At 36.9% G+C, this 23,888-nt stretch carries 19 protein-coding genes and 1 other RNA gene; 13 read left to right on the top strand and 7 right to left on the bottom strand.

Annotated elements, in window-relative coordinates:
• Positions 1-52: 52 nt before the first annotated feature.
• Positions 53-1,015, top strand: coding sequence for an aldo/keto reductase (locus I6U50_RS10830; protein ID WP_198638840.1), 963 nt, complete (start codon positions 53-55; stop codon positions 1,013-1,015).
• Positions 1,016-1,141: 126 nt separating this feature from the next.
• Here the strand turns inward: I6U50_RS10830 and rny are convergent, their stop codons facing one another.
• The 4 genes from rny to I6U50_RS10850 all read right to left on the bottom strand — a co-directional run bounded on the left by rny (position 1,142) and on the right by I6U50_RS10850 (position 3,517).
• Positions 1,142-2,704, bottom strand: a complete 1,563-nt coding sequence (gene rny / locus I6U50_RS10835; protein WP_198638841.1) for a ribonuclease Y — start codon at positions 2,702-2,704, stop codon at positions 1,142-1,144.
• Between the two features lie 50 nt (positions 2,705-2,754).
• A non-coding RNA gene (gene ssrS / locus I6U50_RS10840) (6S RNA) lies at positions 2,755-2,875 on the bottom strand.
• A 55-nt stretch (positions 2,876-2,930) separates the two neighbouring features.
• Entirely contained in the window at positions 2,931-3,221 is a 291-nt protein-coding gene (locus I6U50_RS10845) for a cell division protein ZapA (RefSeq protein ID WP_198628538.1), read from the bottom strand.
• A gap of 5 nt (positions 3,222-3,226) precedes the next feature.
• Positions 3,227-3,517, bottom strand: a complete 291-nt coding sequence (locus I6U50_RS10850; RefSeq protein ID WP_193710826.1) for a DUF4164 family protein — start codon at positions 3,515-3,517, stop codon at positions 3,227-3,229.
• A gap of 185 nt (positions 3,518-3,702) precedes the next feature.
• Between I6U50_RS10850 and I6U50_RS10855 the strand changes: the two genes are divergently transcribed.
• Positions 3,703-5,397, top strand: coding sequence for a M23 family metallopeptidase (locus tag I6U50_RS10855; RefSeq protein ID WP_198638842.1), 1,695 nt, complete (start codon positions 3,703-3,705; stop codon positions 5,395-5,397).
• 204 nt (positions 5,398-5,601) lie between these two features.
• Here the strand turns inward: I6U50_RS10855 and I6U50_RS10860 are convergent, their stop codons facing one another.
• Positions 5,602-6,774, bottom strand: coding sequence for a GlmU family protein (locus tag I6U50_RS10860; RefSeq protein WP_198638843.1), 1,173 nt, complete (start codon positions 6,772-6,774; stop codon positions 5,602-5,604).
• 161 nt (positions 6,775-6,935) lie between these two features.
• A complete protein-coding gene (locus I6U50_RS10865; protein WP_079722006.1) occupies positions 6,936-7,187 on the bottom strand; it encodes a type B 50S ribosomal protein L31 in 252 nt (83 codons plus the stop codon).
• Positions 7,188-7,337: 150 nt separating this feature from the next.
• Between I6U50_RS10865 and I6U50_RS10870 the strand changes: the two genes are divergently transcribed.
• The 7 genes from I6U50_RS10870 (at position 7,338) to I6U50_RS10900 (ending at position 14,531) form a co-directional block, all read left to right on the top strand.
• On the top strand, positions 7,338-7,868 hold the full coding sequence (locus tag I6U50_RS10870; protein WP_198638844.1) for a DUF4199 domain-containing protein: 531 nt from the start codon (positions 7,338-7,340) through the stop codon (positions 7,866-7,868).
• 10 nt (positions 7,869-7,878) lie between these two features.
• On the top strand, positions 7,879-8,838 hold the full coding sequence (locus I6U50_RS10875) for a glycosyltransferase family 2 protein (RefSeq protein WP_198638845.1): 960 nt from the start codon (positions 7,879-7,881) through the stop codon (positions 8,836-8,838).
• A 48-nt stretch (positions 8,839-8,886) separates the two neighbouring features.
• On the top strand, positions 8,887-10,617 hold the full coding sequence (locus I6U50_RS10880) for a phospho-sugar mutase (protein WP_198638846.1): 1,731 nt from the start codon (positions 8,887-8,889) through the stop codon (positions 10,615-10,617).
• A 12-nt stretch (positions 10,618-10,629) separates the two neighbouring features.
• Entirely contained in the window at positions 10,630-12,459 is a 1,830-nt protein-coding gene (locus tag I6U50_RS10885) for an ABC transporter ATP-binding protein (RefSeq protein WP_198638847.1), read from the top strand.
• A gap of 521 nt (positions 12,460-12,980) precedes the next feature.
• Positions 12,981-13,526: an RNA polymerase sigma factor gene (locus I6U50_RS10890; protein WP_198628545.1), complete on the top strand. Its 546-nt coding sequence runs from the start codon at positions 12,981-12,983 to the stop codon at positions 13,524-13,526.
• 32 nt (positions 13,527-13,558) lie between these two features.
• A complete protein-coding gene (locus I6U50_RS10895; RefSeq protein ID WP_198638848.1) occupies positions 13,559-14,080 on the top strand; it encodes a hypothetical protein in 522 nt (173 codons plus the stop codon).
• A gap of 1 nt (position 14,081) precedes the next feature.
• Positions 14,082-14,531, top strand: a complete 450-nt coding sequence (locus I6U50_RS10900; RefSeq protein ID WP_198638849.1) for a hypothetical protein — start codon at positions 14,082-14,084, stop codon at positions 14,529-14,531.
• A gap of 69 nt (positions 14,532-14,600) precedes the next feature.
• Here the strand turns inward: I6U50_RS10900 and I6U50_RS10905 are convergent, their stop codons facing one another.
• Entirely contained in the window at positions 14,601-15,665 is a 1,065-nt protein-coding gene (locus tag I6U50_RS10905) for a WD40/YVTN/BNR-like repeat-containing protein (protein ID WP_198638850.1), read from the bottom strand.
• A 292-nt stretch (positions 15,666-15,957) separates the two neighbouring features.
• On the opposite strand from I6U50_RS10905, the gene I6U50_RS10910 reads away from it, so the two are divergent.
• The 4 genes from I6U50_RS10910 to I6U50_RS10925 all read left to right on the top strand — a co-directional run bounded on the left by I6U50_RS10910 (position 15,958) and on the right by I6U50_RS10925 (position 23,785).
• Positions 15,958-17,175: an RsmB/NOP family class I SAM-dependent RNA methyltransferase gene (locus I6U50_RS10910; RefSeq protein ID WP_198638851.1), complete on the top strand. Its 1,218-nt coding sequence runs from the start codon at positions 15,958-15,960 to the stop codon at positions 17,173-17,175.
• A 74-nt stretch (positions 17,176-17,249) separates the two neighbouring features.
• Complete coding sequence (locus I6U50_RS10915; RefSeq protein WP_198638852.1) at positions 17,250-17,813, top strand: lamin tail domain-containing protein; 564 nt, start codon at positions 17,250-17,252, stop codon at positions 17,811-17,813.
• Between the two features lie 240 nt (positions 17,814-18,053).
• Positions 18,054-21,719 (top strand): phosphoribosylformylglycinamidine synthase, encoded by a 3,666-nt coding sequence (gene purL / locus I6U50_RS10920; RefSeq protein WP_198638853.1) that lies wholly within the window; start codon positions 18,054-18,056, stop codon positions 21,717-21,719.
• Between the two features lie 284 nt (positions 21,720-22,003).
• Positions 22,004-23,785, top strand: a complete 1,782-nt coding sequence (locus tag I6U50_RS10925; RefSeq protein ID WP_198638854.1) for an AMP-dependent synthetase/ligase — start codon at positions 22,004-22,006, stop codon at positions 23,783-23,785.
• The last annotated feature ends 103 nt before the right edge of the window (positions 23,786-23,888 follow it).

The following is a 23,888-nucleotide window of genomic DNA, read 5'->3' on the forward strand; positions in this document are numbered from 1 at the left end:
CGATTACAAGTATAGAATCGAAGAAAAATTATTTCCAATCAAATTTAAAATAATGAAAACATTAGAATTTAAAAATGGCGATAAAATGCCAGCCATAGGTTTAGGAACCTGGAAATCTGGAAAAGATGAAGTTAAAGAAGCCGTAAAAATAGCATTAAATAATGGATACAGACATATAGATTGTGCAGCCACTTATGGAAATGAAGACGCTATTGGAGAAGCTTTTTCGGAAGTTTTTAATGGAGGTAAAATAAAGCGGGAAGAAGTTTGGATTACTTCAAAATTATGGAACAATGCTCATAAAAAAGAAGATGTAATCCCTGCTTTAAAACAGACTTTAAAAGACCTGCAATTAGATTATTTAGACCTATATCTTATTCATTGGCCGGTCGCCTTTAAGCCTGATGTGGATTTTCCTGAGAAAGACAAAGACTATTTATCTTTAGAAGAAGCTCCAATTATAGAAACCTGGAATATGATGTTGGAAGCTAAAAAGCAAGGGCTGGTGAAGCACGTGGGAGTATCTAATTTTAGCAGTATGAAGTTAGAAGAACTACTGGAAGAAACGTCTGAAAACCCCGAAATGAACCAGGTAGAATTACACCCTTACCTGCAACAGAACGATTTACTGGAGTTTTGTAGTCGTCATAATATACACCTTACGGCTTACTCCCCTCTTGGAAGTGGAGATAGACCAGATGGAATGAAAGCTAAAGACGAGCCGTCATTATTAGAAAACCCGGTGATAAACCGAATCGCTAAAAAACACGGCGCCAGTGCCGGCCAGATTTTAATTAAATGGAGTGAAATGCGCGGGACTTCGGTAATTCCAAAGTCTACAAATGAAAATAGAATTAAAGAAAATCTTGAAAGCACCGGGGTAAATCTAGATGAATCCGACTTTAAAGAGATAGCAAAATTAGACAGCCATTTTAGGTATGTAACCGGAGAGTTTTTTGTAACCAAAGGTAATTCTTACGAAAACATCTTTGATGACGACGATTATAAAGCTTAAAAAGATTCACAGTAAACTTTCTTAAGTCGCAAGCCTATGGGTATTGTAGCCTTTGGCTGTGCCAAAAAAAATGCCTTAGAAAAATTCTAAGGCATTTTTTTTAATTAAAAACTATAAGCTTTAATCCTATTTCGCAATATTAACCGCCCTGGTTTCCCTTATTACGGTTACTTTAACCTGCCCCGGATAAGTCATATCGGTTTGAATTTTTTGCGAAATTTCAAAAGATAGATTATTGGCTTTTTCGTCGCTTACTTTTTCGCTTTCTACAATTACACGAAGTTCACGACCTGCCTGAATAGCATAAGCTTTCTTAACACCTCCAAATCCAAAAGCTATGTCTTCCAAATCCTTTAAGCGTTGAATATAAGAATCAAGCACCTGTCTTCTGGCACCCGGTCTTGCACCGCTAATTGCATCACAAACCTGAACAATAGGAGATAACAATGAGTTCATCTCTATCTCGTCGTGGTGCGCTCCAATAGCGTTACAAACCTCCGGTTTTTCTCCATGTTTCTCGGCCCATTGCATCCCTAAGATTGCGTGCGGTACCTCTGTTTCGGTTTCAGGCACTTTACCAATATCATGCAGTAACCCGGCACGTTTAGCAAGCTTAGGATTAATTCCAAGTTCTGAAGCCATTACACCACAAAGTTTTGCAACCTCACGAGAGTGTTGTAATAAATTTTGCCCGTAAGAAGAACGATATTTCATTCGGCCAACCAGTTTGATCAATTCGGGGTTTAATCCGTGAATTCCCAGGTCTATTACCGTTCGTTTGCCTATATCTATGATCTCTTCATCTATTTGTTTACGCGTCTTTTTAACCACTTCTTCAATTCTGGCCGGGTGAATTCTACCGTCGGTAACCAGCTTGTGTAAAGATAACCTGGCAACCTCTCTCCTTACCGAATCAAAGCAAGATAGAATAATAGCCTCTGGTGTATCATCTACAATAATCTCTACTCCGGTAGCGGCTTCTAAAGCCCTAATATTTCTACCTTCCCTACCAATAATTCTACCTTTTACATCATCGCTTTCTAAATTGAAGACCGAAACACAATTCTCTATAGCTTCCTCGGTTCCAATTCGTTGAATAGTATTGATAATAATCTTTTTGGCCTCCTGTTGCGCCGTTAATTTTGCCTCTTCTACCGTGTCCTGAATAAGCGCCATAGCATCTGTACGGGCGCTATCTTTTAAAGCTTCAGAAAGTTGTGCTTTGGCTTCTTCGGCCGAAAGACCAGAAATAACTTCCAATTGCTGGATTTGGCTGTTATGAAGTTTATCGATTTCCTGCTGCTTCTTCTCTACATATTCCAGCTTGTGATTGTAATCCTGTAACTTATTCTCAAACTCTTTATTCAGTTTTTTGTTTTTGGAAAGTTCTCCGGAAACCTGAGATTCTTTATCCCTAATACGCTTTTCAGCATCATTCATCTTCTTGTCACGGCTCATGATTACTTTTTCATGTTCCGACTTTAACTCGATAAACTTTTCTTTAGCCTGAAGTATCTTATCTTTTTTGATACTTTCTCCTTCAGACTTCGCCTCTTTTAGAATGTTTGCTGCCGTCTTTTTGGCATTTTTAATGGTTTGCGAAGCTCTTTTCCGCTCTAACTGTTTGGCGATTGCAAAACCTATTGCTACACCAACTAATCCAATAACTATATTTAGTAATATTTCCATATTTAAGATTTAAGTAAAAAAAAAGCCTGTATTAGATAGGTTTTTGTATTAAACTCCTTAAAAACAAGTTTAGGGCTAACAAGCTGATCAAGAATCCGCTCATCCCGAAAAATCGGGAGCGGCGCGCTTTTACAACTTAGACTCACCCTTTTTAAAGAATCTCTGTTGAGTTTATCAAAATATCACTAATACAGGCAGTAACCTTTATTTATTTAAAGAACGTTTATCACACTAAATGCTTCTGCAACAAATCATTAAGCGATTTGAGTTTATCTTCTGCTTGAAGTGTGTCTTTAGATCTATCTATATCCTTTTGCTCGGTTTGGGCAGCAAATTGTAAAGCGCACATAGCCAATACATCTTGCTTATCCCTTACGGCATAACTTTGCTCAAACTGCTTAATCATAGCCTCAATTTTCTTAGCAGCTTTTCGTAAACCTTCTTCCTGTTCGGGATTAATAGTTAAAGGGTATACACGATCTGCAATAGAAAGTTTTATTTTTAATTTATCGGCCATATTTATTATTCAGATAATTGAACAATACATTGATCAATTTCTCGTATTAAGCTGTTTAATTTAAGCTTAGTTTCTGTTTTAAATTCGCTACTGCCAAGCATTGCATTGGCGGCTTTAAGGTTTTGAACTTCTAAATTAGAACCTTCTAATTTATGAGCCAATCTGTTGTTTTCTTCTTTTACAGAAGCCATTTCTGCCTCTAAAGCACCATGAACCTGCTTTAAATTTTCATACTTATGAAGCAGTTTACTGATCCTATTTTCAAGGCTATCAACGATTTCTGTCAATTCACTCATAAAAGCCAAATGTAATGCTTATCCCCACAAAGTTAACATTCGCACTTTAATATGCCAATAGTTTTTTCGTCTATTTTTAAAATTTGGCAGGACATATCCTAAGTTTCTAAGCACTAAGGATTTAATTTTCACTTAAAGTTTGATTAACTTTACCGGTTCATTTAGACCTCAAATAATAATTTTATATGAAAGTTGTTTTAAGCGTTTTTCTTTTTTGTTTTAGCGCAGTTTTACTTGCCCAGTCAAACGTACCAAAAGATTATTTTAAAAACCCTTTAGATGTCCCTCTGGTATTATCCGGGACTTTTGGAGAATTAAGATCTAATCATTTTCATAGTGGCCTGGATATTAAAACCCAACAGCGGCAGGGATTAAAAGTAGTAGCCTCAGCAAAAGGTTATGTAAGCCGAATTAATATTCAGCATTATGGCTACGGAAAAGCTCTTTATATACAGCACCCTAACGGCTATACCAGTGTTTATGCCCATTTAAAAGAGTTTTCTCCCGAAATTGAAGCATATGTAAAAAAGCGACAATACGCCAAAGAATCTTACGAAATAGAACTTTTTCCCGAAGCAGGTGAATTACCTGTAGCTGCTGATGAACTTATAGCTTACAGTGGTAATACAGGCGGTAGTGGCGGCCCACATCTCCATTTTGAAATTCGTGATGGTAACCAACGCCCTATGAACCCAAAACTCTTTGGAATATCTGTATCCGATGGCCGCGCCCCCATTATAGACGGTGTATACGCCTATCCTTTAGATGCCGATGCTCACATAAATAATTCTCGTGAAATGCAGAAAATAAACCTTACTCCTTTAAAAGATGGTAGCTATATCGCTTCTGAAATAGATGCCTGCGGAAATATAGGTTTTGGTGTTTCTACTGTAGATCAGCAAGATGGGGCACCTAACAGAAATGGAATCTATCAAATTGAAACTGAGTTAAATGGAGACCAAATACTCAACCTACCCTTTAACCGATTTTCCTTTTCGGAAACCCGTCATTTAAATCAACTTATTGATTACGGGCATTACAGTAAAACCAAAAAGCGCATACAAAAGCTTTTTGTTGAAGATAGCAATCCACTAAGCCTATATTCAAATGTGGTTAATAAAGGGGAGCTTCACATTCAGGATAGCTTAAATTACAATTACACCATTAAAGTGAGCGACTTCGCCGGAAATAAACGAATAATAAGAATTCCTATCCAGGGAGCACACGTAACTGACTTACCCCCTAAAGAAGAAGAAAAAACCGATTATTTTGCACAAGTAAATCAGCCGTTTTCCGCCGAAGCCAACGGAATGGACATTTACATTCCCAAAGGAAGCCTTTACACAGATACTTTCCTGGACATAGAATTTAAAGATGACAAAGTAAAAGTTCACAACGAGCACACCCCGCTTCACAAAAACATTAGCATAGGATTTGATGTGAGCAACTATTCAGCAGAAGAAAAGGAAAAACTATTTATTGCCAGGCTGGGTTACAGAGACCGTTTTAATTACTCTTCAACTTACAAGAAAGCAAATCGTTTCACCACCAGAACAAGAACCTTTGGGGAATATACGCTAGCTTCAGATGTTACCCCTCCAAAAATATGGCCCAAAAATTTTAATGACGGCCAATGGATCTCGAACAACAGTACTTTACAAGTTGGAATAAGTGATGATTTATCGGGAATAAAAAGTTATCGCGCTACAGTTAATGGTAAATTTATATTGATGGAATATGAATATAAAAATAATACATTAACTCATGACTTTAGTGATGATGTAGTGACTGAAACAGAAAATCAGCTAAAAATTATTGTCACTGATAATGTTGGAAACAGCAGCACCTATGAAGCCACGTTTTTTAGAAAGGATTCTTAACCGGGATAAATAGATTTTTAATGAAAGAAAAGGCTATCTGAAATATCAAATTTTCGTCAAGCTGAACTTGTTTCAGCTTCTAGCATGCACACTTGAAACAGCTTAGATCCTGAAATAAATTCAGGATGACGCGTTAAAGATATTTCAGATAGCCTCTATTTTAAGCCTTTCAAAATTGATGTTTTAAAAAGTTGAAGCACCTACCTAAGCTCTTCTCCACTTACCGGTTTCTTCAAAAACATGTTCCAAAATCTTTTGATCCTCTGCTGTAAAATCCAGGTTTCGGCGCCTCATCACAATTTCTACAACCTCAAAAGCTTTTTGTGTTTTATAAGTAGTAAATCCAGCACTACCTCCCCAACTAAAACTAGGTATAAAATTCCTTGGAAACCCAGAACCAAAAATATTGGCACTTACACCAACCACGGTTCCAGTATTAAACATGGTGTTTATACCACACTTACTATGATCTCCCATTAATAATCCGCAAAACTGTAAACCAGTTTTAGCAAAACCTTCTGTTTCGTAGTCCCAGGTTCGCACTTCGGCATAATTATTCTTTAAATTAGAGGTATTGGTATCGGCACCAAGATTGCACCATTCACCTAAAACTGAATTCCCCAAATAGCCATCGTGGCTTTTATTGGAGTTTGCAAAAAACACAACATTGTTCATCTCACCCCCACCCCTACAACCGGGGCCTAAAGTAGTAGGGCCATATATTTTAGCCCCCATTTTCACCAGGGCTTCTTCGCAAACTGCCAATGCTCCTTTAATTAGGCTACCTTCAAGCACTTTTGCATTTTTACCAATATAAATAGGCCCTGATAATGCATTTAGGGAGCAATTTTCCACTTCTGCACCTTCTTCCAGAAAAATACGTTCCGGGTTTTTTACAAAATTAGAGTCTGAAATAGGTTGTGAATTCCTACCTTGTGTTAGAAACTCAAAGTCTGCTTCTATGGCCGCTCCATTTTTTAAAAAGATATCCCATTTATTGTCTATTTGAATTACAGCTCCTGCCAATTCTAATGCCTCATAAGCATTTAAATCAACCTCCTGGTCTTCGTAAGCATGAAAAGCAACAATATCTTCCTTGTAAAAAATAGCCTGATTGGGTTTCAGGGTTTTTACCTGCTCTAAAAATTCGGGATTAGGCAAAAACGAAGCATTAATCATTACATTTTCCTGCAACTCTACCATGGGCCACTTTTGGGCTAAGTAATCTTCGGTAATTGTAGAAGTAGTAGTTTTTAAAAGTAATTCCCATTTTTCTCTAATGGTAAGAATTCCCACCCTAATATCGGCAACTGGCCGTGTAAAGGTAAAAGGGAGTAATCGGTTCCTGGCAGAACCGTCAAATAATATATAATTCATCCGCACAAATTTTAGAACTCAAAGTTACAAGTAAAATTAAAACTGAAAAGTTTCGCTTTTTAAAATGTTCCCAATTTTCTAAAGACTACTCTCTAAATAATAGTGCGCATAAAAAAAGTCGCCTTAAAAAGACGACTTTTAGTATTATATATAACAAAAACTTATTTCTTAAATTTCTTGTATTTGTTTTTAAACTTATCGATACGTCCGGCGCTATCTACCAATTTGGTTTGCCCGGTGTAATATGGATGAGAAGTTCTTGAGATCTCCAACTTAATAAGTGGATATTCTGTACCGTCTACTTCAATAGTTTCTTTAGTGTTTGCGGTAGATTTAGTAATGAATACATCTTCGTTAGACATATCTTTAAATGCTACTAATCTATAATTTTCCGGATGGATTCCCTGCTTCATCGCTTTAGTTCTTTTAATTTTTCGAAGTGCAAATTTAAGGAATTCAATTATAAAAACAAGTATTAGACAAAATTATTTTTAATTCTTATGCAATGTAACGTTTTATTATATTTGCTTACTAACCGGTTGTAACTAAACAATCTCAAAATTATGGAAAAATCTTTAAAATCTGCTTCAGTACCTTATGGTGTTTATGCCGGTTTGGCTCTTAGCATTATTACTGTATTAGCCTATGTTTTTAATCTTGAATTATTTACTAAATGGTGGCTTGGTGTAAGTAATTTTTTAATTGTTCTTGTATTGGCTATTTTGGCCGTACGTGCCGCTAAAAAAATTAGTACAGCAGATTATTTCTCGTTTAAAAATGCATTTACCGCCTATTTTATTGTACCCGCCATTGGCCTTCTAATAGCTGTTTTAGTAAGCATATTAATATTTAATGTGATAGATCCGGGAGCTTCTAAAACGGTTACCGAAATGACCGTAGAAGTTACTCGAGGTATGATGGAAAATTTCAACGTTCCGCAATCAGAAATCGACAAAGCCATTGCCGATATCCAAGCCTCTAATCAGTTTTCCTTTTTAAATCAGCTAAAAGCTTATGTTTTTCAACTTGCTTTCTTCTCGGCTATAGGGCTAATAGTAGCTTTAGTTTTTAGAGAAAAGAACCCGAATACCTAAAAACCTTTCAATGCAAATTTCCGTCGTTATTCCTCTTTTAAACGAAGAACAATCTTTAACTGAATTATACAATTGGATCGCAAAAGTAATGCGATCCAATTCCTTTTCACACGAGATTATTTTTATAGACGATGGGAGTACCGATGGCTCCTGGAATACCATTGAGGCCCTTGCAGAAAATGATAATGCAGTTAAGGGCATAAAATTTAACCGAAACTACGGAAAATCACAGGCGCTACACGCCGGTTTCTTAAGGGCACAAGGCGATGTAGTGATTACCATGGATGCCGATTTGCAGGACAACCCTGAGGAAATCCCCGAACTTTACCAACTTATTAAAAAGCAAGGCTACGACCTTGTTTCGGGCTGGAAAAAGAAACGCTACGATTCGGTAATCTCAAAAAATATTCCTTCAAAAATTTTTAATGCCGCCGCCAGAAAAACTTCAGGAGTAAAACTGCATGATTTTAATTGCGGACTTAAAGCTTACCGAAAAGAAGTAATCAAAAACATTGATGTTTACGGTGAAATGCATCGCTATATCCCGGTTTTAGCAAAAAATGCAGGCTATTCAAAAATCACCGAAAAAGAAGTACAGCACCAGGCCCGAAAATTTGGTAAAACAAAATTTGGCGCAGAACGTTTTATTAACGGCTTCCTAGACCTCATTAGCATTTGGTTTCTTTCTAAATTTGGTAGAAGGCCTATGCACCTATTTGGTGCTTTAGGGGTACTTATGTTTATATTTGGCTTTTTCTCTGCCGGATGGATTGGTATATCTAAACTCTACAAACTATACCATGGGCTTCCCAATGTTTTAGTAACCTCTAACCCCTGGTTTTATATAGCCCTGGCAGTAATGATAATTGGTTCTCAGCTCTTTCTTGCCGGTTTCCTGGGCGAACTCATTTTACGCTCCAAACGAGAGAAAGAACGCTATTTAATCAATAAAACCACCTCTAATTTATAATGCCATTAAGGCATTAATCCTTATTTTTGTTTTCCTAAACAGATAATTATGGCTCAAAATAAACCAGAAATCCTGGCTAAGGCTCAAGCCTGGCTTACCGAAATATTTGATGAAGATACCCAAAAAGAGATCAAAAATCTTATAGATAACAACCCCACCGAACTAGAGGATTCTTTTTATAAAAATGCCGCTTTTGGTACTGGAGGTATGCGCGGAATTATGGGCGTGGGCACTAACAGAATCAATAAATATACCCTTGGAAAAAATACCCAGGGACTCTCAAATTTATTAAAAACTGAGTTTCCCGGAGAAAAATTAAAAGTAGTTATTGCCTACGATTGCAGGAACAACTCAAAAGAGTTGGCACAGATGGTGGCTGAAGTATTTTCGGCAAATGAGATTGAAGTTTATCTGTTTTCAGAATTAAGGCCAACCCCCGAGCTTTCTTTTGCTGTTAAGTATCTAGATTGTCACGCAGGGATCGTGCTAACCGCCAGCCATAACCCGCCTGAATATAACGGCTATAAAGTGTATTGGCAGGATGGTGGCCAATTGGTACCTCCCCAAGATGCAAAACTTATAGATGTAATTAATAAGTTAGACTACAACCAGGTTAATTTTGAAGCCAAACCAGACTTTATAAATAAAATTGATAGCGATGTAGATAAGGCATTCCAGCAAGCTTCGGTACAAAATGGCAGTTTCGACACCACACCTGCGGCTAAAGACGACCTAAAAATAGTTTTTACCTCTCTACACGGAACGGCTTGCAAAACCAATCCGCAAATTTTAGAAAAGGCAGGTTATAAAAATGTTTTCCTGGTGGAAGACCAAAAAGAACCTAACGGCAATTTCCCTACGGTAAAATCGCCAAACCCTGAAGAACCGGAAGCCTTGCAAATGGCATTAGAACTGGCTGAAGAAAAAAATGCCGATATTGTAATTGGTACAGATCCCGATGGAGATCGACTGGGTGTGGCTGTACGTGATTTAAATGGAAAAATGATTCTTCTTAACGGAAACCAAACCATGCTAATAATGACCTGGTTTTTACTTGAGAAGCATAAAGAACAAAACAAGCTTTCTGAAAATTCTTTTGTAGCCTCCACTATTGTTTCTACTCCTATGCTTAAAAATATTGTGGAAGCCTATGGCGCACAATATCACGAAGTTTTAACTGGGTTTAAATGGATTGCTAAATTGATAAAAGATCATCCAGAACTTGATTTTGTGGGCGGTGGTGAAGAAAGTTTTGGATATATGGTAGGCGATTTTGTACGCGATAAAGATGCGGCAACCGCAACCCTACTTGCCTGTGAAATTGCGGCACAAATGAAAGCAAATGGCACTTCTTTTTACCAGCAATTATTGCAACTTTACACAGAATTTGGCCTTTACCGTGAAGAGCTCACTTCTTTAGTGAAAAAAGGTATTGAAGGCGAGGCGGAAATAAAACAAATGCTCATAGATTTAAGGGAAAAGCCCTGGAAAGAGATAGACGGCGAAAAAGTAGTACTTATTGAAGATTACCATACTTCTATTGCCACAAACCTTCAGGAACGCGGCGAGCAAAAATTAACAATACCAAAGTCTAATGTACTTATTTACTATACCGAAAACGGAACAAAGATCGCTGCCAGGCCCAGTGGTACCGAGCCAAAAATCAAATTTTATTTCAGCGTAAATTCGCAACTGGAAAAAGTTGAAGATTTTGAAACAGAAAATGCAAAACTTGCCGATAAAATTCAGCGAATTAAAAACGAACTACAACTGGGCTAGTTGCTCGTATCTATGACATATTTAAGAAAGATCCTCAGGTTTGCAAAACCCTATAAAAGTTTTGCAATACTCAATATTATTAGTAATATTTTTTACGCGCTATTTAGCACCCTGGCGTTTATCTCTTTTATTCCAATGCTTAGGGTTTTGTTTGGCCAGGAGAAGCCCGTATACGTAAAACCGGTATGGGACCGAAGCTTTGCAAGTTTAAAAGATTTTGCCAACGATTACTCCAACTATTTCCTAAATCAACAGGTTGAGGAATATGGGCAACTTGCAGCACTTGTAAGTATTTGTATCACCGTAATCGTACTATTTTTTCTTAAAAATTTATTCAATTATTTAGCCCTATATTTTATTGCCAGCCTTAGAAACGGAATGCTTAAAGACATAAGAAACCGCATCTACGATAAAATTGTGGAATTACCGGTTTCGTATTTCTCTGAAAAGCGCAAAGGAGATTTTATTTCCAGGATTACCAGTGATGTGCAGGAAATCCAGACTTCATTTTTAAGTATGTTAGAGCTTTTTGTAAAAGAACCGCTTACACTTATCTTCACATTAGTGGCAATGATTGCATTAAGTCCTAAACTCACGCTTTTTGTGCTGGTATTTCTACCAATCTCCGGGCTACTAATTTCTTCTATTGGAAAAAAATTAAAATCGAAATCTACCCAGGCGCAGCAGGAAAATGCAAATTTTCTCACCATAGTTGAAGAATCACTTTCAAGCTTAAAGATTATTAAAGGCTTTAATGCTGAAAATAAATTTAAGGAAAAGTTCTATAGCAGTACAGGTCGTTTAAATCGAATCTTAAATACACTTTTACATAGGCAAAACCTGGCTTCTCCAATGAGTGAGTTTTTGGGAGTGGTAGTTATCACTATCGTTCTTTGGTTTGGAGGACGAATGGTTTTATTTGACAACACATTAGAGCCTGAAACTTTTATTGGCTTTCTTGTCTTAACCTATAATATTTTAACCCCGGCAAAAGCGATCTCTAAAGCAACCTACTCTATCCAAAAAGGAAATGCCAGTGCAGAACGAATCCTGGAAATTTTAGAGACAGAATCAACGATACAAGACGATAAAAATGCCGTAAAAAAAGAGAGCTTTGATAATACTATTGAAGTAGAAAACATCAACTTTAGGTATGAGAAAGAGAATGTGTTAAAGAATTTCTCTATGCAGGTTGAAAAAGGGCAAATGGTAGCGCTTGTTGGCCAGTCTGGGAGCGGAAAATCTACCATTGCCAATCTAATAACAAGATTTTACGATGTAAATGAAGGCGAAATAAAGCTGGATGGGCATAATATAAAAAGAATCACTAAAAAATCACTCAGAGATTTAATGGGATTGGTTACCCAGGATTCTATTCTATTTAATGATACGGTAAAAAACAATATTGCCCTGGGGAAAGACCAGGCTACCGAAGATGAAATTATTGAGGCTTTAAAAATAGCCAATGCCTGGGAGTTTGTAAAAGAGCTGCCTGAAGGATTAAACACAAACATTGGTGACAGCGGAAATAAACTAAGTGGCGGGCAAAAACAACGACTCTCCATTGCCCGTGCCGTACTTAAAAACCCGCCAATCATGATCCTGGACGAAGCCACTTCTGCCCTTGATACCCAAAGTGAAAAACTAGTACAAAAAGCCCTGGAGAATATGATGAAAAACAGAACCTCCATCGTTATTGCCCATAGGCTTTCCACCATTCAAAACGCCGATAAAATTATAGTGCTACATCGTGGAGAAATTGTAGAACAGGGAAAGCATCTCGAATTACTTGCCCAAAAAGGAACCTATCAAAAATTAGTGGAGATGCAATCTTTCGAGTAAACTACCTCTAAACAAGCCCACGAGGCATTCGTTGGTAACAAATTTTTAATTTCAAGGCAAGCCTCGGGGGTATTACACCCTTTGGCCGGGCCAATAAATGAAATCGAAAATCAAACTTTAAAAATTTTTAAATTTCCGGTATCGCTCAATTAAGCGATAAATAGCAGGATTAATTAAAGAGCTGTTGTTTGGGTATAAAAAAAGGATAGAGCAAACTCTATCCTTTTTTAAATTATTCTCATTTTGGGGCTAATAAGAATATTTGATTTAAATCAATCTTGTTTGGGGCAAAAAATTTAAATCTCATTTATAAAGTAAATATAGGTTAGAAAAACTTATTCACCAAACAAAAAATGCATTTTATCCTATTTTTACGCATTTGGTCGGAAAATCACTTAAAGGTATTGAAAAGAATTTCGGGCTAAATTCTTTTAGAGACTGACTTTAAGAAGAATAAAGTTTTAACTACCTTTGATACCCGTTATACGAGGTTCACCAATTTTATTAAGACTAGCGTCCCTTTGAAAACGTCCGAAAATCTACTTATTAAACGTTTACAGGAAAAAGAAACTTCAGCAGAAGCTTTTAAAGAACTGATTTCCCTATACAAGGAGCGTTTATACTGGCATATAAGAAACATGGTTAAGGACCATGAGGATACCCATGATGTTCTTCAAAATACCTTTATTAAGGTTTTTAAAAATATTCAAAACTTTAAAGGAGAAAGCAAATTGTTTTCCTGGATGTACAGGATTGCCACTAACGAGGCCATTAGCTTTTTAAACAAAAAAGCTAAGCAGCATCAAATTTCTTCAGAAGAATTACAGCAACAGCTTATTGCCAATTTAGAAAGTGACGTGTATTTTGAAGGTGATCAAATTCAGCTTAAATTACAAAAAGCAATTGCCAGTCTTCCCGCGAAACAACAACAAGTATTTAATATGAAATATTTTCAGGAACTAAAGTATAGAGAAATGTCTGAAATTCTTGAAACTAGTGAAGGCGCTTTAAAAGCTTCCTATCATCACGCTGCAAAAAAAATAGAAGAATACTTAAAAACAAATTAAACCTTTTGCCGTTTTTATAGTCAAATACACAAATGAAGAAAGATAAAATATCATATTATTCTAATTCAGGTTTTAAAGCTCCACAAGAATATTTTGAGGGGTTGGAAAATGAATTGCTGAATAAAATACATTTTAACGAAGGCTTGCGCGATATAAAACATGCGGGGTTTACCGTACCTAAAGGATATTTTGATGAAATGGAAGATGGGCTGTTAAAGAAAGCAACTCAAAGCAAACCTAAAGTACGTAGTTTAATTACAAAAGAGGCCTTTTTATATGCAGCGAGTATAGCAGCAATAATCATTGCTTTTGCCAGTACTTTTTATATAAACCCTGAAAATCAAACCAGTTGGGAAAATGTAGAACTTTCTGTTATGGAAAGCTATATAGATAACAATAATATAGAGTTCTCTACCGGTGAAATTTCAAACTATATTTTTCAACAGGGTTATATAATAGATGACACCGATTTAGATAAAGTAGACTCTGAGGCGATGATAAATTATCTTGATGAAAATTTAGAAGAACCCCTTTATATATTAGATGAAAATTAATATGAGAACCCTACTTATAATATTATTGATGTTTTCTGGATTATGGCAAATGCAATCACAGGACAAACATGATAACCATCGTGAGAAAATCAAAGAGCTAAAAACAGCATTTCTAACCCAGGAATTAAACCTCGATAAGAATAAGGCACAAAAGTTTTGGCCAATTTATAATGAATACGAATCTAAATTACATCAACTAAGAAAGCGAGAACATAGAGATCTTCCCAACCTTGAATGTATTACCGAAGATGATGCTGAAAATATGCTGGAAGAATATGTAGCGATAGAAAAGCAGGATTATGTACTTAAAGAAAAGCTTTTTAAAGATTTAAGAGAAATAATGTCTGCCCAGGAAATTATCAAACTTCATAAACTGGAAGATGAATTCCATAAAAAGTTAATTAAAGAATACCGCGCCCGTAAAGAACGTGAAAAAAAGAAACAAGAATAGATAAAAGTTAGTTTTTTGGTTAGTTAGTAGTTAGAATCCCGGTTGGTTTAAGTCTTCCGGGATTCTTTTTTACCTAAATGTAAGTTTTGCAATTCGGCCTTTTCCAGCGGCATAAGCAACCGAATCGTTCTTAAACCTCAAAGTGTAAAAACCTTCATTAGAAAGTTCCTCCCAGGTCTCGCCCGAATCTCTAGAAATAGAAATACCGCTAAATCCGGTTGCAATTATCTTTTCTCCCCCACTATTTGGCACAAAACGAACGCTACTTTTATAGCCAGGCTTCTGCCCTTCTGCAACCAGTGTCCAGGTTCTCCCAGCATCTTTTGTTATGGCTTTATTTCCATTATTACCCTCGGGATTAGTATAATCTCCTCCCATAATAACCCCAAAATTCTCATCATAAAAATCTATCGTATAGCCACCGCTAGTTGCTTTTCCGTCAACCAATGGAGTGTTAAAAACTTCCCAGGTCTCGCCCTTATCGGCCGAAAAATATACTCTCGACGTCTTTCCGCCTGATAAAATCCAGGTTTTATCGCCCTTAATAGCAATGTTAGAATTACTTGCGGCAAAAGCTGCTTCGCCTTCAACAACTTCCGGTAACCGGTCACAATTTACTTTTTGCCAGGTTTTTCCTCCGTCACGTGTTATTATTATAGAAATACAATTATCTGTTGGATCGCCCATCGCAACTCCTTCCCTATCATTCCAAAAGGCCATAGCATCATAAAAGGCCTTTTCGTGATCTTCTTTATATACCAATTCCATTGCTCCCGAATCTCCTGTTTTATAAAGCAAAGCAGGACTACCTACACTTAACATAAAAAAATCGGTATTTGTGGCAGCAACTGCTCTATATTCCGGAACCAGGCTGTCCAAGGTTTGTGTATTGGTTCGCCAGGTTTTATTATCAAAATTATACATTCCAAAACTGCCCTTGTTGGCGGCAAAAGCCAAATTGTTACCAATTATTTCTATAGCTCTAATACTTAAGGAGTCATCTTCAAGAATAGGCTCTATCTTTACTGAAGAATAATTTATTTGAGAACTTTTCTCTGGTTGTTTTTCGGTTTTATCCTGGTTTTTACAGCTACTAAGTATGGCAAGCAGGCAAAAAACTATTAGTCGTTTCATAAAAGGATTTTTTATTGGCACCGCCAAAGGGCATAATACCCAAGGTCTTACTATTTTGTGGTCAAAGATAATTTTTTCTAACGCAATTCGCCCAATTCTAATTCAGGTAAAAAATGCAGATTGTATTGGGAAAAATCTTGATGATTTTATATACCAATTATCCATAAATTAAACCTCTAATAGTTAGAAAAACCTGAAATAAAATAGATTTTTAGATTTGGTTCTAAGCCTCTATACATTAAATCTCGATTATCGAGTAAAAAACATACCTTTGCAAACTCAAAATTTAATTATGCGGTTACACAGGAATTTGGTTTTTGCGACCATGGATGCCTTAAATGAAATTTTTAATAATGGTAAATATGCCGATAAGGTTATTGAGCAAACCTTAAAACGAGATAAACGCTGGGGTTCCAGGGATCGTAGTTTTATAGCTGAAACCGTTTATGATATTGTTCGTTGGAAAAGACTTTACGCTAAAATTGCTGAAGTTAAAGAACCTTTTGACCGGGAAAACCTATTTCGTCTCTTTACCGTTTGGGCCACTTTACGTGGTATTGTTTTACCAGACTGGCCACAATTTGAGGGTACACCTACCCGAAGAATTAAAGGTAAATTTGATAGCCTAAGTAAAATTAGAAAATACCGCGAATCTATACCCGACTGGATGGACGAACTTGGGGCAAAAGAACTGGGAGAAAAGCTTTGGGAAAAAGAAATAGCTGCACTTAACCTACAGGCACCGGTTATTCTTAGGGCCAACACCCTTAAAATCACCAAAGATAAATTACGCAGTGTTCTTAAGGATGAAGAAATTATTTCTGAGCCTCTAAAAGGTTACAGAAACGCTTTAAAATTGGAAGAACGTGGCAATGTTTTTAGAACCCAGGCTTTTAAAAACGGCTTTTTTGAAGTTCAGGATGCTTCTTCCCAATTAGTAGCCGAATTTCTTGAAGTAGAACCCGGAATGCGAGTAGTAGACACCTGTGCCGGTGCCGGTGGAAAAACGCTTCACTTAGCAGCTTTAATGGAAAACAAAGGCCAGATTATCGCGACCGATATCTATGGCAATAAACTAAAGGAACTTAAACGCCGTGCTAAACGTGCCGGAGCCCATAATATAGATACACGAAGCATTGACAGCACTAAAGTGATTAAAAAACTTTATGGAACCGCAGATCGTGTATTAATAGATTCCCCCTGCAGCGGACTTGGTGTTTTAAGCAGAAATCCGGATGCAAAATGGAAATTACAACCCGAGTTTATAGACAAGCTTATAAAAACCCAGGCCGAGATAATTGAAACCTATTCTCGTATTGTGAAACCGGGAGGAAAAATGGTGTACGCAACCTGTTCGGTTTTGCCTTCAGAAAATGAAAAACAAGTAAAAAACTTCCTTACAAACACCGAAGAAGGTAAAAAATTCAAAATGCTTAAAGAGCAAAAAATACTTTCTTCAGAAACCGGTTTTGATGGCTTCTACATGGCTCTTTTAGAGAAAAAAGCTTAAGGGTTTTTACCCGAAATCTTTAACTGAATCAATTTCAGGAAAAATCCAGGTATTTTCCCTGAAATTGATTTCCGATGAAAAAATATTACGCATTTCTTTTTACTATCCTGGTTTATTCCTGTGCCGAAGATGATACTTCTATTGAAATTCCGCCGGAAGATAATTTTTCAACTGAAATTTTCTTTTCAGAATATATAGAAGGTAGCTCCTTTAATAAAGCACTGGAAATTGTAAACCTTACAGGCCAAACAATTAACCTGGAAACTTTAGCCTATTCAATAAAAAAACAATCTAACGGCGATGGGGATTGGATGGGTGAAGTTATGCTTCAGGGTAACATAGCGCATAACGAAACTTTTGTGATAAGTAACGAGGCTGCCGATATTCCTGAAATTACCAACAAAGCCAATCAATTAAAAACCGGGGCTCCTTTAGATTTTAATGGAAACGACCCCGTTGGGCTTTTTGAAAATGGCCAATTAATAGATATTATTGGAATTCCTAATACTTCCGAAGAATTTGCCAAAGACCAAACATTAAGAAGAAAACAAGCTATCAATGAAGCATCTACCGAATTTCGTATAGAGGATTGGGAAGTTCATGAAATGAATAATATAGAGGGGCTGGGGGACTATTAAAATTTCACCTTTCAATTCACCAAAACCAACTTTATCTTTTGGAATAAAGACTTTTTTAAAGCCTAAAAAATGACTTCTTAATACCGATTTGGCTACGATCCTTTCGACCCTAATCAATTAAGAAATCAGCTATATGAATTGCTGCAAAAAAACTCCATTTATTTCTATGCCAACATCATAAAATATTTCCTTTAAAAAACCTAAATTTGTGCTTTCTCAAACAACACAAAACAACATAGAATGATCCTTTTCTTTGGAGACCAAACTACTAAGGTTTATGCAGTAGAAACGCATACCAACCTTACGGCTCAAGACATCACGAAATTAAATTGGCTATTTGGAAATACACAACAAATCAATAAATCTGCGCTTGCAATTTTTTTTGTTGGTCCCCGGGCAGCCATGATCACCCCCTGGAGTACCAATGCGGTTGAAATTACCGAAAATATGGGAATCCATGGTATTATTAGGATAGAAGAGTTCTTGCGAATAGATAAGAATTACCACGATTTTGACCCTATGATCTCACAGAAATATGAAGGTCTGGACCAGGATATTTTTGATATTCATATCAATCCTGAGCCAATCATGGAAATTGATGATATTGCAGCTTACAACCAGCAGGAAGGCCTGGCCCTAAGTACTGATGAGGTTGCTTATTTGCAGGGATTGTCTAAAAAATTAGGTAGAAAACTTACAGATTCTGAAGTATTTGGGTTTTCACAGGTAAATTCTGAACATTGCCGCCATAAGATCTTTAACGGCACTTTTGTGATTGATGGAGAAGAAAAGCCAAGTTCGCTTTTTAAACTAATACGTAAAACTTCTGAAGAGAATCCCAACGAAATTGTTTCGGCATATAAAGATAATGTAGCCTTTATTAATGGGCCACGAGTACAACAGTTTGCTCCAAAACTTCCCGATGTACCGGAGTTTTATGAAAATAAAGATTTTGATTCGGTGATTTCCCTTAAAGCCGAAACCCATAATTTCCCAACTACAGTAGAGCCCTTTAACGGAGCTGCCACCGGAAGTGGTGGGGAGATACGGGATAGATTGGCAGGAGGAAAAGGCTCTTTGCCACTAGCCGGGACTGCTGTTTATATGACTTCTTACTCCCGACTTGAAAAAGACCGAAAATGGGAAAATGGTATGAAAGAACGGGATTGGTTATACCAAACCCCAATGGATATTTTGATAAAAGCCTCTAACGGGGCTTCAGATTTCGGGAACAAGTTTGGGCAACCTTTAATATCTGGTTCGGTACTTACTTTTGAACATACAGAACACCAAAGAAATTTAGGCTATGATAAAGTAATTATGCTGGCCGGTGGAATTGGGTACGGCAAAGCCAACCAGGCACAAAAAGATGTTCCAAAGAAAGACGATAAAATAGTGATTCTTGGTGGTGAAAATTACCGAATTGGAATGGGCGGTGCCGCAGTTTCTTCAGCAGACACAGGAGCTTTTGGAAGCGGTATTGAATTAAATGCCATTCAGAGAGCCAACCCCGAAATGCAAAAACGTGCTTCTAATGCGGTGCGCGGAATGGTTGAAAGTGAAGAAAATCCTATTGTTTCTATTCACGATCACGGTGCCGGAGGCCATTTAAATTGCCTTAGTGAATTGGTTGAAGAAACCGGCGGAAAAATAGACCTGGATAAATTACCGGTTGGTGATCCTACCCTTTCGGCAAAAGAAATTATAGGAAACGAATCTCAGGAACGAATGGGATTGGTTATTGGCGGTAAAAATTATGAAATACTGCGCCGGGTTTCTGAACGAGAACGCTCTCCTATTTACCAGGTGGGTAATGTAACCGGCGATTACAGGTTTACTTTTGAAGGTTCAGAATCTAAACAAAAACCTATGGATTTGGAACTTTCCGATATGTTTGGAAGTTCACCAAAGACCATCATGGAAGACAAGTCGGTAACAAGGGTTTACGAAGATGTAGTTTATTCTTCAAATCATATTAAAGACTATTTAAACCAGGTACTTCAATTAGAAGCTGTGGCAAGTAAAGACTGGCTAACCAATAAAGTAGACCGTTGTGTAACAGGTCGTGTAGCCAAACAGCAAACCGCTGGCCCTCTACAACTTCCATTAAATAATTGTGGTGTAATGGCATTAGATTATAATGGAAAAGAAGGTGTGGCCACCTCTATTGGTCACTCTCCTGTTTCTGCATTGGTAGACCCGGTTGCGGGTTCTAAAAATTCGATAGCTGAGGCACTTTCCAATATTGTTTGGGCCCCATTAGAAAAAGGCTTAAAATCTATCTCACTTTCAGCTAACTGGATGTGGCCCTGTAATAATGAAGGTGAAGATGCCAGACTATATGAGGCGGTACAGGCAGTTTCAGATTTTGCGATTTCCCTTGGAATAAATGTTCCTACCGGAAAAGATTCCCTTTCCATGAAACAGCGTTATAAAGATAGCGAAGTACTTTCACCCGGAACCGTTATTATTTCTGCTGCCGGGCATTGTGACGATATTACCAGGGTGGTTGAACCGGTGTTGCAAAAAAATGGAGGCGACATCTACTACATCAATTTATCACAAGACAGCTTTAAACTTGGCGGATCTTCTTTTGCGCAAATTTTGAACAAAGTTGGAAAAGAAGTACCCACAATAAAAGATGATAAAAAGTTTGCAGATGCATTTTATAATATACAGGGATTAATCAAACAGGATTTAATTCTTGCCGGCCACGATGTGGCTTCAGGAGGATTAATTACCAGCCTTCTGGAAATGTGTTTTGCCGATAATAACCTGGGTGCCAATATAGATCTTTCGGCATTAAATGAGGAAGACAGTGTTAAATTGCTCTTTAATGAAAACTGCGGAATTCTATTCCAGGCAAAAGACGAAACAGCTGAAAAAGTATTAAGTGATAATAAAATTGAGTTCTTTAAAATTGGAAGTGTAACCGAAACAAATACACTTAACATTAAGAACAATACAGAAAATTTCAGTTTTAATATTAGTGAATTAAGAGACACCTGGTATAAAACCTCCTTTCTTTTAGATCAAAAACAAAGTGGCTTAGACAAAGCAACAGAGCGATTTAATAATTATAAAAATCAGCCGCTGGAATTTAAATTTCCAGAGCATTTTACAGGTCATATACCCTCTACCGAAGGTACCGGTAAAAGGATAAAGGCTGCGATTATTCGTGAAAAAGGATCAAATTCTGAACGTGAAATGGCACGCGCAATGCACCTTGCCGGTTTTGATGTAAAGGATGTACATATGACCGATTTAATTTCGGGTAGAGAAACTCTTGAGGATATTAAGTTTATTGCTGCCGTTGGTGGTTTCTCCAATTCTGATGTTTTGGGAAGTGCTAAAGGTTGGGCCGGTGCCTTTTTATATAATGAAAAAGCAAAAAAAGCTCTAGACAATTTCTTTAGTAGAGAAGATACGCTCTCTCTGGGAGTTTGTAATGGTTGTCAACTTTTTATAGAATTAGGATTAATAAATCCGGGGGACGAAGAAAAACCCAAAATGCTTCATAACGCCTCGCATAAATTTGAGTGTAACTTTACTTCGGTAGAAATAAAGGAAAACAAGTCGGTGATGCTTTCCAGCCTGGCCGGTAGTAAACTTGGTATATGGGCAGCGCATGGAGAAGGAAAGTTTAGTTTTCCTTATAAAAAAGAGCATTATAATATTGTTGGAGAATACGGCTATGATGCCTACCCTGCCAACCCTAATGGCTCTAACTACAACACCGCAATGTTAACCGACGATTCGGGGAGACACCTGGTGATGATGCCACACCTGGAGCGTTCTACTTTTCCATGGAACTGGGCTTATTATCCAAAAGATAGAAAAGGAGATGAAGTAAGCCCATGGTTAGAAGCCTTTGTAAATGCAAGGAAGTGGTTAGAAGAGAAATAAAATTTTAACAGAAGACCTTGTTTACAGAAAATCTTTTTATTTAAAATCTCGAATATCGAGTAAAATTTTTAAAACGCCCGTGGATATTTATCCCGGGCGTTTTCCTTATAAATTAATCGGTTGATTATCAATTTCATATTACCGATCATTCTTTAAACTTTTCCAATCTCATTTATTAAGTTTTTATATTCTTATTAAAAAATCTGGTTATATTTTAATTTTTCAATTTGAAATAGAGCGCAAATTTGCTATTTTGCAAGGTATATAATAATTCCACACCCAACATGAATAAACCAACAAGACTATTTGATTTCCCTTATTTTCAACTGGAAACACATGCTTTAGAAAAGGCCCTGGTCACTAAATATAATGGTACCTGGGAGGCTCTTTCTACCCAGGAATATATTGATAAAGCCAATGCTATAAGTCGCGGGTTATTGCGTCTTGGGATTAAACCAAACGATAAAATTGCTATAATATCTACCAGCAACCGAACGGAATGGAATGTTATGGATATTGGGGTGTTACAAACAGGAGCGCAAACGGTACCTGTATATCCTACAATTTCTGAAGAAGACTACCAATATGTATTAGACCACAGTGAAGCGGTATTTTGTTTTGTTTCAGACTCAGAAGTCTTAGAAAAACTTAATTCCATAAAACAGAATACTAAACTAAAAGAGGTTTATAGTTTTGATGAAATAGAAGGTACTAAAAACTGGAAAGAAGTACTGGATCTTGGAGAGGACAAAAGCAATCAAGATGAAGTAGAACAACTAAAAAAAGCGGTAAAGCCAGATGATATCGCTACTTTAATCTATACCTCGGGAACTACGGGAAGACCAAAAGGCGTTATGCTTTCACATAAAAACCTTGTAAGCAATGTATTGGATAGCTCGCAGCGTGTTCCTTTTGAAAGGGGCACCTATGTTGCACTTAGCTTTTTACCGGTTTGCCACGTATTTGAGCGTATGATATTATATTTATATCAATACTATTCGGTTTCTATTCACTTTACAGAGTCTATAGATAAAATTAGCGATAACCTTAAAGAAGTAAAACCACATGTAATTACAGCTGTACCCAGGCTTTTAGAAAAGGTTTACGATAAAATAATTGCCAAAGGCTCTACTCTGGGAGGAATTAAACAAAAATTGTTTTTCTGGGCGGTAGAATTAGGTTTAGAATATGAACCTTACGGTGCTAACGGATGGTGGTACGAAACCCGGCTTAAGCTAGCCCGGAAATTAATTTTTTCTAAATGGAAAGAAGGTTTGGGGGGAAATATTGAATTAATAGTATCTGGTTCGGCGGCTCTTCAACCCAGACTTGCTCGTGTTTTTGCCGCTGCAGAAATTCCGGTAATGGAAGGCTACGGCCTAACCGAAACTTCTCCGGTTATTGCGGTGAATGACCAAAGAAATAGAGGTTTTAAAATTGGAACCGTTGGAAAACCTATAGATAATGTAACCGTAAAAATTGCTGAAGATGGAGAAATTTTATGTAAAGGTCCCAACGTGATGAAAGGCTATTATAAGGAGCCTGAAAAAAGTAAAGAGGTCTTAACTGAAGATAATTTTTTTCATACCGGCGATATTGGGGAAATTGATGACGAAGGCTTTCTTAAAATTACCGATCGTAAAAAAGAAATGTTTAAAACTTCGGGCGGAAAATATGTTGCACCCCAGCTTATTGAAAATACCATGAAACAATCTCGATTTATAGAGCAAATTATGGTTATTGGAGATGGAGAAAAAATGCCTGCTGCATTCATTCAGCCAAACTTCGAGTTTATAAAGGAGTGGGCAAAACGAAAAAATATAGACCTTGGCGATGCCTCTGAAAAGACAATCGCCGAAAACGAACAGGTTAAAACCCGTATTCAGGAGGAAATAGATTTTTACAATGAAAGGTTCGGTAAATGGGAACGCATAAAAGTGATAGAACTCACAGGAGAAGTTTGGGGAATTGAAGAAGGCCACCTTACCCCTACTATGAAATTAAAGAGAAGAAATATTAAAGACCGTTACAAAAAATTATACGATAAAATTTACCAATCTATATAATAATGTTAAACCCTTCTCTCCGAAGGGTTTTTTTATACAATTCCTTTAAATTTAATGGGTAAATTACCTAATGGCAAGCCAACGAGGCATTAAATGAAAAGAT

Origin of the sequence: Salegentibacter maritimus (assembly GCF_016236975.1) — a bacterium.
Lineage (GTDB): Bacteria > Bacteroidota > Bacteroidia > Flavobacteriales > Flavobacteriaceae > Salegentibacter > Salegentibacter maritimus.

Bases quoted from the DNA above. Each gene is read 5' to 3' on its own strand.
- I6U50_RS10855 (WP_198638842.1), top strand. From the start codon at position 3,703: ATGAAAGTTGTTTTAAGCGTTTTTCTTTTTTGTTTTAGCGCAGTTTTA.
- I6U50_RS10910 (WP_198638851.1), top strand. From the start codon at position 15,958: ATGCGGTTACACAGGAATTTGGTTTTTGCGACCATGGATGCCTTAAAT.
- I6U50_RS10875 (WP_198638845.1), top strand. From the start codon at position 7,879: ATGCAAATTTCCGTCGTTATTCCTCTTTTAAACGAAGAACAATCTTTA.
- I6U50_RS10900 (WP_198638849.1), top strand. From the start codon at position 14,082: ATGAGAACCCTACTTATAATATTATTGATGTTTTCTGGATTATGGCAA.
- purL (WP_198638853.1), top strand. From the start codon at position 18,054: ATGATCCTTTTCTTTGGAGACCAAACTACTAAGGTTTATGCAGTAGAA.
- I6U50_RS10915 (WP_198638852.1), top strand. From the start codon at position 17,250: ATGAAAAAATATTACGCATTTCTTTTTACTATCCTGGTTTATTCCTGT.
- I6U50_RS10850 (WP_193710826.1), bottom strand. From the start codon at position 3,517: ATGAGTGAATTGACAGAAATCGTTGATAGCCTTGAAAATAGGATCAGT.
- I6U50_RS10870 (WP_198638844.1), top strand. From the start codon at position 7,338: ATGGAAAAATCTTTAAAATCTGCTTCAGTACCTTATGGTGTTTATGCC.
- rny (WP_198638841.1), bottom strand. From the start codon at position 2,704: ATGGAAATATTACTAAATATAGTTATTGGATTAGTTGGTGTAGCAATA.
- I6U50_RS10860 (WP_198638843.1), bottom strand. From the start codon at position 6,774: ATGAATTATATATTATTTGACGGTTCTGCCAGGAACCGATTACTCCCT.
- I6U50_RS10880 (WP_198638846.1), top strand. From the start codon at position 8,887: ATGGCTCAAAATAAACCAGAAATCCTGGCTAAGGCTCAAGCCTGGCTT.
- I6U50_RS10925 (WP_198638854.1), top strand. From the start codon at position 22,004: ATGAATAAACCAACAAGACTATTTGATTTCCCTTATTTTCAACTGGAA.
- I6U50_RS10830 (WP_198638840.1), top strand. From the start codon at position 53: ATGAAAACATTAGAATTTAAAAATGGCGATAAAATGCCAGCCATAGGT.
- I6U50_RS10845 (WP_198628538.1), bottom strand. From the start codon at position 3,221: ATGGCCGATAAATTAAAAATAAAACTTTCTATTGCAGATCGTGTATAC.
- I6U50_RS10895 (WP_198638848.1), top strand. From the start codon at position 13,559: ATGAAGAAAGATAAAATATCATATTATTCTAATTCAGGTTTTAAAGCT.
- I6U50_RS10885 (WP_198638847.1), top strand. From the start codon at position 10,630: ATGACATATTTAAGAAAGATCCTCAGGTTTGCAAAACCCTATAAAAGT.
- I6U50_RS10905 (WP_198638850.1), bottom strand. From the start codon at position 15,665: ATGAAACGACTAATAGTTTTTTGCCTGCTTGCCATACTTAGTAGCTGT.
- I6U50_RS10865 (WP_079722006.1), bottom strand. From the start codon at position 7,187: ATGAAGCAGGGAATCCATCCGGAAAATTATAGATTAGTAGCATTTAAA.